This window comes from Curtobacterium sp. MCLR17_054 (genome assembly GCF_003234335.2).
In the GTDB taxonomy this organism is placed as follows: domain Bacteria; phylum Actinomycetota; class Actinomycetes; order Actinomycetales; family Microbacteriaceae; genus Curtobacterium; species Curtobacterium flaccumfaciens.
The window spans coordinates 2201079-2215967 of sequence record NZ_CP126263.1 but is presented as its reverse complement, the minus strand read 5'-3'; the positions used below and the strand labels follow the sequence as shown (position 1 = coordinate 2215967).

Below are 14889 nucleotides of genomic sequence, written 5' to 3'. Positions count from 1 at the left end.
GAAGGGCCCCGGAAAACCACAAGGAAAATCCCATGGCAGACATCACCATCAGCCCCGATGAGATCCGTGATGCCCTGAAGGACTTCGTCTCGAACTACGAGCCGACGAAGGCCTCCACGGCCGAGGTCGGGCACGTCACCGACGCCGGTGACGGCATCGCCCACGTCGAGGGTCTCCCCGGCGTCATGGCGAACGAGCTCATCCGCTTCGCGGACGGCACGCTCGGCCTGGCGCAGAACCTCGACGAAGACGAGATCGGCGCCATCGTGCTCGGCGAGTTCGGCGGCATCGAGGAGGGCATGGAGGTCACCCGCACGGGTGAGGTCCTCTCCGCCCCCGTCGGCGACGCCTTCCTCGGTCGCGTCGTCGACCCGCTCGGCGCCCCGATCGACGGTCTCGGCGAGATCGCCGCAGAGGGCCGTCGTGCCCTCGAGCTCCAGGCTCCCGGCGTCATGGCCCGCAAGTCGGTCCACCAGCCGCTGCAGACCGGCATCAAGGCCATCGACGCGATGATCCCCGTCGGCCGTGGTCAGCGTCAGCTGATCATCGGCGACCGCCAGACCGGCAAGACGGCCATCGCGATCGACACGATCATCAACCAGAAGGCCAACTGGGAGTCCGGCGACGAGGAGAAGCAGGTTCGCTGCATCTACGTCGCCATCGGTCAGAAGGGCTCCACGATCGCATCCGTGAAGGGTGCGCTCGAGGACGCCGGTGCGATGGAGTACACCACCATCGTCGCCGCTCCGGCCTCCGACCCGGCCGGCTTCAAGTACCTCGCCCCGTACACCGGTTCGGCCATCGGCCAGCACTGGATGTACCAGGGCAAGCACGTCCTCATCATCTTCGATGACCTGTCGAAGCAGGCCGAGGCCTACCGTGCGGTGTCGCTCCTCCTGCGTCGTCCGCCGGGCCGCGAGGCCTACCCGGGTGACGTCTTCTACCTGCACTCCCGTCTGCTGGAGCGTTGCGCGAAGCTGTCCGACGAGCTCGGCGCCGGTTCGATGACGGGTCTCCCGATCATCGAGACCAAGGCGAACGACGTCTCGGCGTACATCCCGACCAATGTCATCTCCATCACCGACGGCCAGATCTTCCTGCAGTCGGACCTCTTCAACGCGAACCAGCGTCCGGCCGTCGACGTGGGCATCTCGGTGTCCCGCGTCGGTGGTGACGCCCAGGTGAAGTCGATCAAGAAGGTCTCCGGCACGCTCAAGCTCGAGCTGGCGCAGTACCGCTCGCTCGAGGCGTTCGCGATGTTCGCGTCCGACCTCGACCAGGCGTCGCGTCGTCAGCTGGAGCGCGGTGCGCGTCTGACCGAGCTCCTCAAGCAGCCGCAGTACTCGCCGTACCCGGTCGAGGAGCAGGTCGTCTCGATCTGGGCCGGCACGAACGGCAAGCTCGACACCGTCCCGGTGCCGGACGTTCTCCGCTTCGAGTCCGAACTGCTCGACCACCTGCGTCGCAACTCCGACGTCCTCACGACGCTGCGCGAGACGAACCAGCTCAGCGACGAGACCGTCGCCGAGATGGACAAGCAGATCGACGAGTTCACGAAGAGCTTCCAGACGAGCGACGGCAAGACCCTCGGCTCCGAGCAGTTCGACGCGGCTGACGCCGAGGACGTCGACCAGGAGCAGATCGTCAAGGGTCGTCGCTAGATGGCAGCGCAGGTCCGGGTCTACCGCCAGCGGATCAAGTCGGCGAAGACCACGAAGAAGGTCACCCGCGCCATGGAGCTGATCTCGGCGTCGCGGATCCAGAAGGCGCAGGCCCGTATGGCTGCGTCCGGTCCGTACTCGCGGGCCGTCACGCGTGCGGTGTCGGCCGTGGCGACGTTCTCGAACGTCGACCACGTACTGACCACCGAGCCGGAGTCGTCGACCCGTGCAGCCGTCGTGCTCTTCACCTCGGACCGCGGCCTGAACGGCGCGTTCAGCACGAACGTCCTCAAGCAGGGCGAGGAGCTCGCCTCCCTGCTCCGCAGCGAGGGCAAGGACGTCGTCTACTACCTGGTCGGCCGCAAGTCCGTCGGGTACTTCGCGTTCCGTGAGCGTCCGTCCGAGCAGCAGTGGGTCGGGAACACCGACCAGCCGGAGTTCTCGACGGCCAAGGAGATCGGCGACGCCGTCGTGGCGAAGTTCCTCCAGGACACCGCTGACGGCGGCGTGGACGAGATCCACATCGTGTTCAACCGGTTCATCAGCCTGGCGACCCAGGAGCCGCAGGTCGTTCGCCTGCTGCCCCTCGAGGTCGTCGAGGGCATCGACGAGCCCGAGGGCAACGAGCCCCTGCCGCTCTACGAGTTCGAGCCGGACGCCGATGCGGTGCTCGACTCGCTGCTCCCGGTCTACATCGAGAGCCGCATCTTCAACGCCATGCTGCAGTCGGCTGCTTCCGAGCACGCCGCGCGTCAGAAGGCGATGAAGGCGGCCAGCGACAACGCCGACTCGCTGATCCGTGACTTCACCCGACTCGCGAACAACGCGCGTCAGGCGGAGATCACCCAGCAGATCTCCGAGATCGTCGGCGGCGCCGACGCCCTCTCGTCGAAGAAGAAGTAGTCCGCGTCGTTCGCGGACAGATACCCACCCTCAGGAAGGCACCAGCCATGACCGACACCGCAACCACCGCGGTCGAGACGTCGTCGGCGCCCGGTGTCGGCCGGATCGCCCGTGTCACGGGCCCCGTCGTCGACATCGAGTTCCCCCACGACGCAATCCCGGAGATGTACAACCTCCTGTTCACGACCATCACCATCGGTGACTCGTCGCAGGAGATCGGCCTCGAGGTCGCGCAGCACCTCGGCGACGACCTCGTCCGTGCCATCTCCCTGAAGCCGACCGACGGCCTGGTCCGTGGCCAGGAGGTCCGTGACTCGGGCGCTCCGATCTCGGTCCCCGTCGGCGACGTCACCAAGGGCAAGGTCTTCGACGTCCTCGGGAACGTGCTCAACACGGACGAGAAGCTCGAGATCACCGAGCGCTGGCCGATCCACCGCAAGGCCCCGGCCTTCGACCAGCTCGAGTCCAAGACCTCGATGTTCGAGACCGGCATCAAGTCCATCGACCTCCTCACCCCGTACGTGCAGGGTGGCAAGATCGGCCTCTTCGGTGGTGCGGGCGTCGGCAAGACCGTCCTCATCCAGGAGATGATCCAGCGCGTCGCGCAGGACCACGGCGGTGTGTCGGTGTTCGCCGGTGTCGGTGAGCGCACCCGTGAGGGCAACGACCTCATCGGTGAGATGGAAGAGGCGGGTGTCTTCGACAAGACGGCCCTCGTGTTCGGCCAGATGGACGAGCCGCCGGGAACGCGTCTCCGCGTGGCCCTGTCGGCGCTGACGATGGCGGAGTACTTCCGCGATGTCCAGAAGCAGGACGTGCTCCTCTTCATCGACAACATCTTCCGCTTCACGCAGGCCGGCTCCGAGGTCTCGACGCTGCTCGGCCGCATGCCGTCCGCCGTGGGTTACCAGCCCAACCTCGCCGACGAGATGGGTGTGCTCCAGGAGCGCATCACCTCGACGCGTGGTCACTCGATCACCTCGCTGCAGGCGATCTACGTGCCGGCTGACGACTACACCGACCCGGCTCCGGCCACCACGTTCGCGCACCTCGACGCGACGACCGAGCTCTCCCGTGAGATCGCATCGCAGGGTCTGTACCCCGCGATCGACCCGCTGGCGTCGACGTCGCGCATCATGGACCCGCGTTACCTGGGTGCCGACCACTACGAGACGGCCACGCGCGTCAAGCAGATCCTCCAGAAGAACAAGGAACTGCAGGAGATCATCGCCATCCTCGGTGTCGACGAGCTCTCCGAAGAGGACAAGATCACGGTCGAGCGCGCTCGTCGTATCCAGCAGTTCCTCTCGCAGAACACCTACATGGCGAAGAAGTTCACGGGTGTCGAGGGCTCCACGGTGCCGCTCAAGGACACCATCGAGTCCTTCCGCGCCATCGCCGACGGCGAGTTCGACCACGTTGCGACCCAGGCGTTCTTCAACGTCGGTGGCATCAACGACGTGGAAGAGAAGTGGGCTCAGATCCAGAAGGAGAACCGCTGACATGGCGGGTCTCAGCGTGAGCGTCGTCTCGGCGGACCGTGAGGTCTGGTCGGGCGACACCACCATGGTCGTCGCACGGACGACAGAGGGCCAGATCGGCATCCTCGCCGGACACGAGCCGATGCTCGCGATCCTGGCGCAGGGTCAGGTCCGCATCACGCGGGCCGATGGGTCGACCGTCGCGGTCGACGCCGAGGACGGCTTCCTGTCGGTCGAGCACGACACGGTGACGATCGTCGCGCGGCAGGCCGCGCTGGCGTCCTGACCGGACTGACCGTCCTGCTCCCGCCTTCGGAGACGAAGCGGGAGGGCGGGGACACGAGGCGCACGCTCGATCTGCGTGCACTCTCGTTCCCGGAACTGGCCGATGAGCGGGCCGCGGTGATCACCGCGGCCCGCTTCGTCAGTTCCGAGGAGTCCTCGGCCAGGACGGCGCTCAAGCTCGGTCCGAAGTCGATCGCCGAGCGGCTCCGGAACCTCGAGCTCGACACCTCGGGCACCATGCCCGCGATCGAGCGGTACACCGGGGTCCTCTACGACCCGTTGGGCGCGCAGGACGCGGATGCTGCGACCCGCGCGTGGTGGGCGGAACACGTGGTCGTGCAGTCCGCGATGTTCGGCCCCATCGGTGCCGGTGACCCGATCCCGGCGTACCGGCTCTCACACGACTCGCGGCTCGGCTCGATCCGGTTGGCCGCGCACTGGCCCGCGGTGTCGACCCGTTCCCTGCTGACCCGTGCGGACGGCCTGGTGCTCGACCTGCGGTCCGAGGGGTACCGGCAGCTCGGTCCCGTGCCCGGAGCGGTGGCACCACGGGTGGTGAGTGTCGACGGCTCCGGTCGTCGTCGTGCGCTGAACCACTGGAACAAGACCGCGAAGGGTCGCCTGGTGGCGCTGCTCGCCCGCACCGGCGCGAGCATCGGCAGCATGGACGACCTGGTCGGTTGGGCGGCCGCGAACAACGTGGTCGTCGAGCGCAACGAGGGCGGCTGGGACCTGGTCGCCGAGAGCCTGGAGCCCGTCGCCGCCTGAGCGGGTGCCGGGTCGGCTCGTCCTCCACAGGCGCGAGCGAGGTCGCTCCGGTCCACAGATGGTCGGGGCGACCCTGCCTGGAGGCTCCCAGCACGTTTCGATGGCGTGCATGATCCCTCTCACGGCACAGTCCAGCCCCGGCTCCGCAGTCCGTTTCCCTCGCGAGATCGCCGCGGCGGTCACCCTCCCCGCCGCGGCGGCCGCGCTGGTCGCGCCCGGTCGCGCCGACCTGTCGACGGCCGCTGCGACGGCCGTGGTGACCGCGTGCGGCGCACTCGCGCCCCGGATGGCCCTGGTGCCGTTCATCGCGGCGCAGGGCACGCCCGATCCCCGGTCGATCCGGGTGTTCGACCCCTTCGCGGACGCGACACCGCCGGCGCTCCACGGTTTCGGCCCGGCTCCCGATCGGGCCCGCGTGCGGCTCGCCGGTGACCGGTGTGCCGATGCGTGGCGCGTGTGGCGGGCGCAGGACGGCCCGTTCGACGGATCGTCGGGCGCTGCCGGCGCCCTGTCGCTCGGCGCCTGGTGTGCGTGGGCGCTCGGGTCGTGGGCCCGGGCGGAGACGCGTGCCCGGTACGCCCTCGAGACCCGCGCGGACGACCCGCTCGCGGGGCTCGTCCTGCGCTCGGTCGTCGCGGGCAGCGGGCCGTCGTGGGAGCGTCGATGACGTGGGGTCGACCGGATCGTCTACGGTGGGGGAGACCACACTGGGAGGGCTCCGGTTGTACGACGACGACATCGAGGACACCGTCATCCGGCGACCCCGACGATCGCTGGGCGACCGGACGGCGGACGCCGTCGACGACACCGTCATCCGGCGCGCAGGTCCCGTCGTCCCGGGAGCCGGTCCCGACTCCGACTCCGACCCCGGTTCCGACGACGGGGTCTTCGGTGACACGGTCATCCGGCCCGCGGCCGGGGCAACCGACCAGCCACCCGCAGCGGTGGATGACGTCGATCCGGAGGACACCGTCGTCCGGGTGCCGGCGCGACCCGGTGCCGGGCCGAGCCCGTTCCTGGGTGCCGCCCCGGGCCTCCCGGCCGTCCCGGCGGTGCCCGCCGCGCCCACTGCACGCGTGCCCTCGATCCGCATCGGCGACCGCACCTTCCGGCTCGACCACCCGGTGGTCATCGGCCGACGGCCGTCGCTGCCGCGGGTCACCCGTGGCCCGCAGCCCGAACTCGTGACCGTGCGGTCGACGTACGGGCAGGTGTCGTCGTCGCACGTCCGGATGCACGCCGAGGGCGAAGCCGTCGTCGTGCAGGACCTCCGGTCCACCAACGGGACCGTCGTCCGCCCGGCCGGTGCACCCGCCTACCGCATGGCATCGGGTGCGTCGATCGTCGCGCTGACGGGTACGGTAGTCGAGATCGGTGACGGCAACGCCATCGAGGTCCTCTCGCCGTACCTCCGGGTCGCACCGACGGCAGAGGGGCTGCCTCCGGTTCCCCCGTGGCCCTCCGATCAGACAGCACACGGCACGCCCCGACCCACCAGAGAGCGATCCTGACACGTGACCGAACTCGGCCGAGCAGCCACTGCGCACGCCATCGACGTCCCCGGTGCCGACGGCGCCACCCTGACACTCTCGTGGGGAGCCGCGACCGACGTCGGTCGGCGGCGTGACCACAACGAGGACAGCTACATCGTGGGCGCGCCGTTCTTCGTCGTCGCCGACGGCATGGGCGGGCACCTCGCGGGTGACCGTGCCAGCGACGCGGTCGTGCGTCGGCTCGAGCAGGTGACGGCCGAATCGTTCACCACGCGTCAGGGCATCCAGCGTGCGCTGCTCCTCGCGACAGCCGACATCGAGCGTGCAGCCGGCGGCAACGCCATCGGCGCGGGCACCACCGTCACCGGGATCGCGCTCGTGGCGTCGCTCGGACAGCCCGCGGCGCTCGTGTTCAACGTCGGCGACTCCCGCACCTACCGCATCGAGGACGGCGTGCTCCGCCGCGTCACCGTCGACCACTCGGTGGTGCAGGAGATGGTGGACGCCGGCCTGCTGCGTGCCGAGGACGCCGAGCAGCACCCGGACAGCAACGTCATCACGCGTGCGGTCGGCTTCGGCGAACCGCCGGCGCCGGACTGGTGGACCCTGCCCCTGCGGGCCGGTGACCGCTACATCGTCTGCTCCGACGGGCTCACCAAGGAACTCGGCGACGCCGGGATCGCGAGGATCGCGGCACGTGAGCCGGGCGCGCAGGACCTGGCGGAGCGCCTCGTCGGCGACGCCGTCGTGGCCGGCGGTCGTGACAACGTCACCGTGGTGGTGCTGCAGGTCGATGCCGCACCGGACGACGGCGACCTCGAGGACACGCTGCCGCGTCACTAGCTGGCCCCCGAACTGGGGGAACACGTCGAGCTGTGGGGGATCGGCGTGCGGAATGTCGGTCACCCACGCTTCGTACAATGACATGGCCACGTCGAGAGAGCTGGCCGCTCGGCCGGGGGAGGAGAGGACCATGGCGAGACGCCTGCCGTCCAACCCGCCCGTGATCGGCGGTTTCAGTCCCGTGCACGTCCTCGGGTCCGGTGGCTTCGCCGACGTCTTCCTCTACGAGCAGGACATGCCCCGACGACAGGTCGCGGTGAAGGTGCTGCTGGACGAGGTCGTCGACGACCGCGTCCGGCAGATGTTCCAGGCCGAGGCCAACCTGATGGCCCGGCTCAGCACGCACCCGTCGATCCTCACCGTCCTGCAGGCCAGCGTCGCCGCCGACGGCCGTCCCTACCTGGTCATGGAGCTCTGCTCCTCGTCCCTCAGTGAGCGCTACCGTCGCGAACCGATCCCCGTGTCCGAGGTGCTGTCGATCGGTATCCGCATCGGGTCGGCGCTCGAGACCGCACACCGCGAGGGCGTGCTGCACCGCGACATCAAGCCGTCGAACATCCTGCTGACGGCCTACGGCAACCCCGTGCTCTCCGACTTCGGCATCGCCGCGACGATCGGGGGCACCGACCCCGACGAGCCGATCGGCATGTCGATCCCGTGGTCCGCGCCCGAGGTCCTGATCGACGAGTCGCGTGGCACGATCCAGTCCGAGGTGTACTCACTCGCGGCGACCGTGTACTCGCTCCTCGCCGGGCGCAGCCCGTTCGAGGTCCGCGGCGGCAAGAACGGTGCGAACGACCTGATGCACCGGATCGACAAGGGCGGCGTGAAGCCCACCGGTCGCACCGACGTGCCGCCCTCGCTGGAGCGCCTGCTCGCTTCGGCGCTGTCCCGCAAGCCGCAGGGACGCCCCGCGACGGTGATGGAACTCGTCCGCGGGTTCCAGCAGGTCGAGGCCGAGCTCGGCATCCCGCAGACGTCCGCCGACGTCGCGGTCGAGGCCTGGGCGATCTCGACGCCCACCCCGCACGGTGACCGCACCGTGATCCGTGAGCTGCAGCCACCCACCCGGGTCGGTGCGCGTCGTCGTACCCGCCGCGCGGTGCAGGGCGGGGTCGTGGCCGGCGGTTCGCACAGCGTCGGCACCGTGCACCGCACCGGGTCCGTGACGCGTGCCCGGCGCCGGACCCGTTCGACCCTGGTCTGGGCGACGTCCCTGGCCGTCGTCGTGGTCGCCGCCCTCGCGATCGCCACGGTCGTCGTCGTCGGTCGGCTCGGCGCCGGGGCGATCCCGGTCGTGGCCGAGGTCCGTGCCGAGCCGTCGCCGCAGTCCGTGTCCTTCAGCTGGACCGACCCGGGGCTGCGCAGCGGCGACACGTACGTCATCTCGTCCAACGGGTCGTCGAGCCAGCAGACCGGCACGACGTTCGTCGTCTCCGGTGAACGCGGCGACGAGGAGTGCATCGCCGTCGCCGTGAACCGCGACGGCAAGACGGGTGCCGCGAGCGCGCAGAAGTGCGCGACGATCGGGAGCGCCGGGTGATCCGCGCCCTCCTCGCGAAGCACCGCTCCGCCGCCGTGACGACCGGTGCCTCGGTGCTCGTCGCCGCCGTCGTCGCGACCACCGCCATCGTCTCCACCGGGTACCACACGCAACGCGTCGACCTCGGCGACGGCACGGTCTGGGTGCCCTCGGCCGAGTACGGCGCGGTCGGTCGGGCGAACACCGGCATCCTGCAGCTCAACACCGCGGTCGAGACGGCCAGCGACGACCTGTCCGTGCTGCAGCGCGGCTCCACCGTCTACAGCGTCGACGAGACCAAGGGAACGGTCGCTCGGGTCGACGTCGCCGACGCCACCGTGGGCGATGCGATCACGCTGCCGGCGGGGGCGCCGCAGGTCTTCTTCGCGGGCGACACCGCGGTCATCGGCAACGCCGACACGGGCGAGCTCTGGGCGACCCCCGCGAACGACCTCGCCGAGTTCGACGCGTCGGCCAAGGCCGACCTGACCCTGGGCGCCGACACCGTCTTCGACGCCTCCGACGGCCACGTCGCGGTCTACTCCGCGAAGACCGGGACGGCGTCGCTGGTCGACGTCGGCACGACACTCACCGTCGCCGAACGGTGGAAGGTCGACATGGACCGCGGCGACGACTTCCAGGTCGCCACGTTCGACGGGCACCTCGCCGTGCTCGACCGGACGAGCGGTGCCCTGTCGGTCGACGGCCGCACCGTCGAACTCGGCGACCGGGTGGGATCGTCGCCGGCCCTCCAGCGGTCCTCCGACAGCACGGCCCAGGTCACGGTCGCGGGCACGGCGGGGCTGGTCCGCGTCAGCGCCTCCGGCACCGTGGACGCCACCGCGCTCCAGGTGGCCGGACGAGCCGCGCGGCCCTACGTCGACGGCTCCTGCACGTACGCGGCGTGGGCGGGCGGGCAGGCGATCGACACATGTGACGGCAACGCGCTGCAGCGGCTGGCGAGCACCGGCGGCACGAGCGAACTGCAGATCCTGCACAACGGCGACACCGTCGTCGCCAACGACCCGACGAGCGGCCGTTCCTGGGCGATCGACCGGAGCGGGCAGCTCATCGACAACTGGGCCGACCTGATCAAGCAGGACGACGAGCAGCAGCAGGAGCAGGTCTCCGACGACGACCCCGAGGTCGACAAGGACCAGAAGCCGCCGGTGGCGGTGGACGACGAACTGGGCGCTCGTCCGGGACGCACCACGAGCCTCCCGGTCCTGCTGAACGACTACGACCCGAACGGTGACCCGATCATCGTGAGCGAGGTCGGCGCCATCTCGAAGTCCGCCGGCCGCGTCGCGATCGTCGGCGACGGTCAACGCCTGCAGGTCACGCTGTCGTCGCGCGCCACCGGGACCGTGACGTTCCCGTACACGATCACCGACGGCAACGGCGGATCGGACACCGCGACCGTCCGGATCAGTGTGCGCCCCGACAGTCAGAACGAGGCGCCGCGGCAGGTCCGTGACACCTCGGCCGACGTCGTCCAGAACGGGCACGTCGTCTCGAACGTCCTCGGCGACTGGGTCGACCCGGACGGTGACCCGGTGTACCTGGAGTCGGCGACCGCGTCGAACGGCGACCGGGTGTCCACCACGCCGGACGGCCTGCTCGACTTCCGGAACGACAGCGGCCGGACCGGCGAGCGCTCCGTGCAGCTGGTCGTGAGCGACGGCCGCGCCGACGGTCGGGGTGCCGTGACGGTCCGGGTCGCCAAGCAGGGCACCGTCCCGCTGCGCGCCGATCCGTTCCCGGTGTCCGGGTACGCCGGCAAGGCCTTCACGGTCGAGCCGCTCGACCACGTTCGAGGTGGCAACGGCACCGTGACACTGACCAGCGTGTCGTCGGCGTCCGGGCTCACCGTCACCCCGAGCTACGACGCCGGGACCTTCCGGGTGCAGGGGGATCGGGCGGGTGACCACCAGCTCGAGTACACGGTGACCGACGGTGTGAAGACCTCGAGCGGCATCGTCCGGGTGACCGTCCTCGCGCCACCGGATGCCTCGACGGCGCCGATCACCACGCCGAAGACGGTGTTCGTGAACACCCTGTCCACCAAGGACACGGACGTCACCGCGACCGACATCGACCCGGCGGGCGGCGTGCTGCTCGTGACGGCGCTCGACGGACCCCCACGGGGCAGCGGCGTGCAGGCGAGCATCCTCGACCAGCACACAGTCCGTGTCACGCTCACGGCGCCCCTCGACGGTCCGGTCTCGTTCGGGTACACGGAGACCAACGGCCTGGCGTCGTCACCCGGCACGATCACGGTCGTCGAGATCCCGAAGCCCGACCGCATCCAGCCCCCGGTCGCCCAGCCGGACAGCGCCACCGTCCGTGTCGGCGACGTCGCGAACATCGACGTGCTCGACAACGACACCCAGCCCGAGGGCGAGCCGTTGACGCTGCAGCCCGAACTGGTGCAGAACGTCCCCGGTGACGGCGGCCTGCTGTTCGTCTCCGGCGACCACCTGCGGTACCTCGCCCCGAAGACGCCGGGCAACTACACCGCCGTCTACCGGGTCGCCGGCCCGGACGGCCAGTACGCCGACGCCGCGGTGTCGATCTCGGTGCGCGAACGCGACGCCGCCACGAACAACCCGCCCGTCCCGCAGACCGTCACCGCGCGCGTCGTCGCCGGGTCGTCGGTGCGTGTCAGCGTGCCGTTGAACGGGATCGACCCGGACGGCGACTCCGTCCAGCTGGTCGGCGTGGGCTCCAACCCTGACAAGGGGTCGGTCTCGGACGTCGCCTCGGACGCCCTGACCTACGAGGCGGGCGACTACTCGGCCGGCACCGACGAGTTCACCTACACCGTCGTCGACGCCCTCGGGGCCCGCGCCACCGGCACCGTACGGGTCGGCATCGCACCCCGCGCCGAGCAGGCCTCGAACCCCGTGGCCGAGGCCGACCACGTCACGATCCGCCCCGGTGGGTCGGTGACGGTGCGCGTCCTGCAGAACGACTCCGACCCGGAAGGCGGGCAGCTGACCGTCGCGCAGGCCGAGCCGACGGCCGAGGACGTCACCGCCAAGGTCCTCCGGAAGCAGCAGATCCGCGTCACGCCTCCGGAGTCGGCGAAGAGCGGTGACTTCGCAGTGCTCTACACCGTCGCGAACAGCAGCGGGGGGTCGAGCACGGCCTTCCTCACGGTGACCGTCGACCCCGACGCCCAGCCGCTCCGGCCCGAGGTCGACGACACGACCCTCGACCTGCAGGACATCCTGCACCGGCAGAGCGTGACCGTCGACGTGCTCGACAACGTCTTCTTCGCCGAGGGCACCGCGGCCGACCTCCGGGTCGGGGTCGTCCCCGGCTACGGCGACACCGCGACGCCCACCGACGACGGCCGCATCACCGTCCGGTTGACCGACGACTCGCAGGTGATCCCGTTCTCGGTCGCCCGGGCCGACCACCCGGACATCGTCTCCTACGGCTTCATCAACGTGCCGGGCTTCGACGATGCCCTGCCCCAGATCAACCGCAGCGCCGGTGCGGTCACGGTGAAGAGCGAGGCCACCGTCCGCATCCCGCTGCAGGACTTCGTCGTGACGGCGAACGGCGAGACCGCGAAGATCACCGACCGTGGCACGGTCAAGGCCACCCACGCCAACGGGCAGAGTCTGGTGGTGGACTCCTCGACGCTGCAGTTCACGTCGGCGAAGCTCTACTACGGCAAGGCGTCGATCTCGTTCGAGGTCACCGACGGCTCGTCGGCGAACGGCGGAAAGGGCCGCGTCGCCACGCTCGTGCTCCCGATCACGGTCACGCCCCGGTCGAACCAGCCGCCGGCGTTCACGGGCTCCTCGGTCGAGATGCAGCCGGGCGAGACGCGCAAGATCGACCTGACGAAGCTGACCGACTACCCGTACCCCCGGGACCTGCCCGAGCTCCGGTACTCGATCGTCGGCCGGCCCGCCGCGGGGACGACCGCCTCGATCGCGAAGCAGCAGCTCACGATCTCGGTCGCCGACACCGCGAAGAAGAACACCACCGCGTCGATCGGGATCGGTGTCGCGGACGACGCCAACACCGGTCGCGCCGGCACCGTCACCGTCGGCGTCGTCGCCTCCACCCGTCCCGTGGTCCAGCCCGGTGCGGACCGGTCGGTGACGAAGCGCGGGGCGACCACCACCATCGACGTGCTCACGAACGACCAGCCGACCAACCCGTTCCCGGGTGAGCGGTTGCGCGTCGTGAACATCCGCGGGCTGTCCGGCGGGCTGCCGAGCGGCGTCACCGTCACACCGAGCGGTGACCGCACGCGCCTGCAGGTCTCGGTCGCCGACACCGCGAAGCCCGGCGACGCCCACCTGCAGTACCAGGTGGCGGATGCGACGAACGACCCCGACCGGTACGTCTGGGGCGACGTCACGATCTCGGTGCAGGACGTCCCGGACGCTCCGGGTGCACCCACCCGCACCGGCTCCTACGACGGCGGTCAGGTCACGCTCACGTGGTCGACCCCGCAGGGCAACAACTCGCCCATCACGGGCTACCGGGTCGTCGGGACCAACGGCGTCTCGAAGAACTGCGGGACCGCGACGGTGTGCACACTGACCGGACTCGACCCGAAGGCGTCGTACCGGTTCCAGGTCGTGGCGACCAACGCGATCGGTGACTCGAAGCCCTCGTCCCGCTCGGGTCCGATGAGTGCGGACTTCGTGCCGGCACCGCCGAAGGGCATCACGGTCACGCCCAGCAAGGCGACGCCGAACCAGCTCGACGTCAAGTGGGGCAAGGTGTCCGCGCCGAACAACGGCAGCGCGGTCGACGACTACATCGTCACGATCGAGGGCCCCGGGCTGTCGAGCACGCGGCACACCGGCACCGCCACGAACACGTTGTTCACCGGCGCCCAGAGCGCTGCCCAGTACAAGGTCACGGTGTCCGCTCGCAACGACGCCGACCGCAACGGCACCGTCGTGCAGTGGAACTCCGCGTCCGCCACCGGCAGTACCGTCGGGACACCGGGCGTCCCGACGCTGAACGCGTCGCGCGACGTGTCGCCCGGGCGGACCAACGTGTCGCTCAGTGCGGCCGAGAACGACTGGGCCGGGGGCGGTCGAACGCTCACGATCGTGCGGTACCCGCCCGGGGTGAACATTCCGAGCGGTTGCTCGACCACCGGCTCGGACAAGCGCTGGGACGGCGGCAGCGCCAACGACACGCTGAACTCGAACGGCAACTTCCAGTACGTCGCGCTTGCCGACAACGGTCTGTTCTGCACGCCGAGCCGTGCGGCGTCCGTGCAGGGGTACTCCGCTCCGGGGACGGCGTCGGCCGACATCGGCGTCGAGCGGTTCAGCGAGGACGACGGCACGTACGCGATCCGCATCCGGAACCCGCGCGCCCAGCCGAGCACCAACGGATCGATCGACCACTACGCCTACTCGGTCAACGGCGGCGGCCTCGTGTCCTTCGGCGGGAACGGCTCCTGGGTCACCGGTGCAGCGTTCGGCTCGACGGTGAGCGTGACCGTGGTGGCCTGCGCGGACGGCACGTCCAACTTCTGCGGGGACGGCTCCACGGTGGGCGGGCTGCGCCCGGTGCAGACCCGTGCCACGCTGCCGGACTCCGTGACGGCCGGGACACAACTGACGGTGACTGCGCCGCCGCAGAACGCCGGGCTCCAGCCGACCGGCTACCGGGTCGTCTTCTGCGCCTCGCGGTACTACCAGCTCTGCGGAGAGGGCACGGTCTACGCGCCGGACGCCCTGCCGACGGTCGAGGACGCACCGCTCTCGCGGTACGTGTACGTCGCGGCGATCGTCGACGGCCACGAGGACCCGAACCCGCCGAGCGCGTCGATCGATGCGGCACCTGAACCGGACCCCGCTCCAGAGCAGCCCGCCCCGGAACCCGCTCCCGGCGGCTGACGCCCGCCTGGCCTGCCACGACCCTCCCGCCGCCGCACACCTCCC

The 14889-nt window shown here is 70.3% G+C and carries 10 protein-coding genes; all 10 read left to right on the top strand.

Features of this window, described 5'->3' with window-relative positions:
- The first annotated feature begins 32 nt into the window (after positions 1 to 32).
- Complete coding sequence (gene atpA, locus DEJ08_RS10550) at positions 33 to 1661, top strand: F0F1 ATP synthase subunit alpha (protein WP_027465778.1); 1629 nt, start codon at positions 33 to 35, stop codon at positions 1659 to 1661.
- Positions 1662 to 2564: a F0F1 ATP synthase subunit gamma gene (locus tag DEJ08_RS10545; protein ID WP_027465777.1), complete on the top strand. Its 903-nt coding sequence runs from the start codon at positions 1662 to 1664 to the stop codon at positions 2562 to 2564. It abuts the gene before it with no gap.
- A gap of 47 nt (positions 2565 to 2611) precedes the next feature.
- Complete coding sequence (gene atpD, locus DEJ08_RS10540; protein ID WP_017885744.1) at positions 2612 to 4066, top strand: F0F1 ATP synthase subunit beta; 1455 nt, start codon at positions 2612 to 2614, stop codon at positions 4064 to 4066.
- 1 nt (position 4067) lies between these two features.
- Positions 4068 to 4331, top strand: a complete 264-nt coding sequence (locus DEJ08_RS10535) for a F0F1 ATP synthase subunit epsilon (RefSeq protein WP_027465776.1) — start codon at positions 4068 to 4070, stop codon at positions 4329 to 4331.
- Positions 4328 to 5098 carry a YaaA family protein gene (locus DEJ08_RS10530; protein WP_309147045.1) on the top strand — a complete coding sequence of 257 codons (771 nt, stop codon included), beginning with the start codon at positions 4328 to 4330 and terminating at the stop codon, positions 5096 to 5098. The genes DEJ08_RS10535 and DEJ08_RS10530 overlap by 4 nt, the downstream gene beginning before the upstream one ends.
- A gap of 109 nt (positions 5099 to 5207) precedes the next feature.
- Entirely contained in the window at positions 5208 to 5765 is a 558-nt protein-coding gene (locus tag DEJ08_RS10525; protein WP_111053985.1) for a hypothetical protein, read from the top strand.
- 25 nt (positions 5766 to 5790) lie between these two features.
- Entirely contained in the window at positions 5791 to 6609 is an 819-nt protein-coding gene (locus DEJ08_RS10520; RefSeq protein WP_146248450.1) for an FHA domain-containing protein, read from the top strand.
- Positions 6610 to 6612: 3 nt separating this feature from the next.
- Positions 6613 to 7434, top strand: coding sequence for a PP2C family protein-serine/threonine phosphatase (locus tag DEJ08_RS10515; protein WP_111053983.1), 822 nt, complete (start codon positions 6613 to 6615; stop codon positions 7432 to 7434).
- Positions 7435 to 7564: 130 nt separating this feature from the next.
- Entirely contained in the window at positions 7565 to 8977 is a 1413-nt protein-coding gene (locus DEJ08_RS10510) for a serine/threonine-protein kinase (protein ID WP_111053982.1), read from the top strand.
- Positions 8974 to 14844: an Ig-like domain-containing protein gene (locus tag DEJ08_RS10505; RefSeq protein ID WP_111053981.1), complete on the top strand. Its 5871-nt coding sequence runs from the start codon at positions 8974 to 8976 to the stop codon at positions 14842 to 14844. Before DEJ08_RS10510 ends, DEJ08_RS10505 begins: the two co-directional genes overlap by 4 nt.
- Positions 14845 to 14889 lie beyond the last annotated feature (45 nt).

Excerpts from the sequence above, each read along its gene's own strand:
- atpA (WP_027465778.1), top strand. The coding sequence starts at position 33 with ATGGCAGACATCACCATCAGCCCCGATGAGATCCGTGATGCCCTGAAG.
- DEJ08_RS10545 (WP_027465777.1), top strand. The coding sequence starts at position 1,662 with ATGGCAGCGCAGGTCCGGGTCTACCGCCAGCGGATCAAGTCGGCGAAG.
- atpD (WP_017885744.1), top strand. The coding sequence starts at position 2,612 with ATGACCGACACCGCAACCACCGCGGTCGAGACGTCGTCGGCGCCCGGT.
- DEJ08_RS10535 (WP_027465776.1), top strand. The coding sequence starts at position 4,068 with ATGGCGGGTCTCAGCGTGAGCGTCGTCTCGGCGGACCGTGAGGTCTGG.
- DEJ08_RS10525 (WP_111053985.1), top strand. The coding sequence starts at position 5,208 with ATGATCCCTCTCACGGCACAGTCCAGCCCCGGCTCCGCAGTCCGTTTC.
- DEJ08_RS10510 (WP_111053982.1), top strand. The coding sequence starts at position 7,565 with ATGGCGAGACGCCTGCCGTCCAACCCGCCCGTGATCGGCGGTTTCAGT.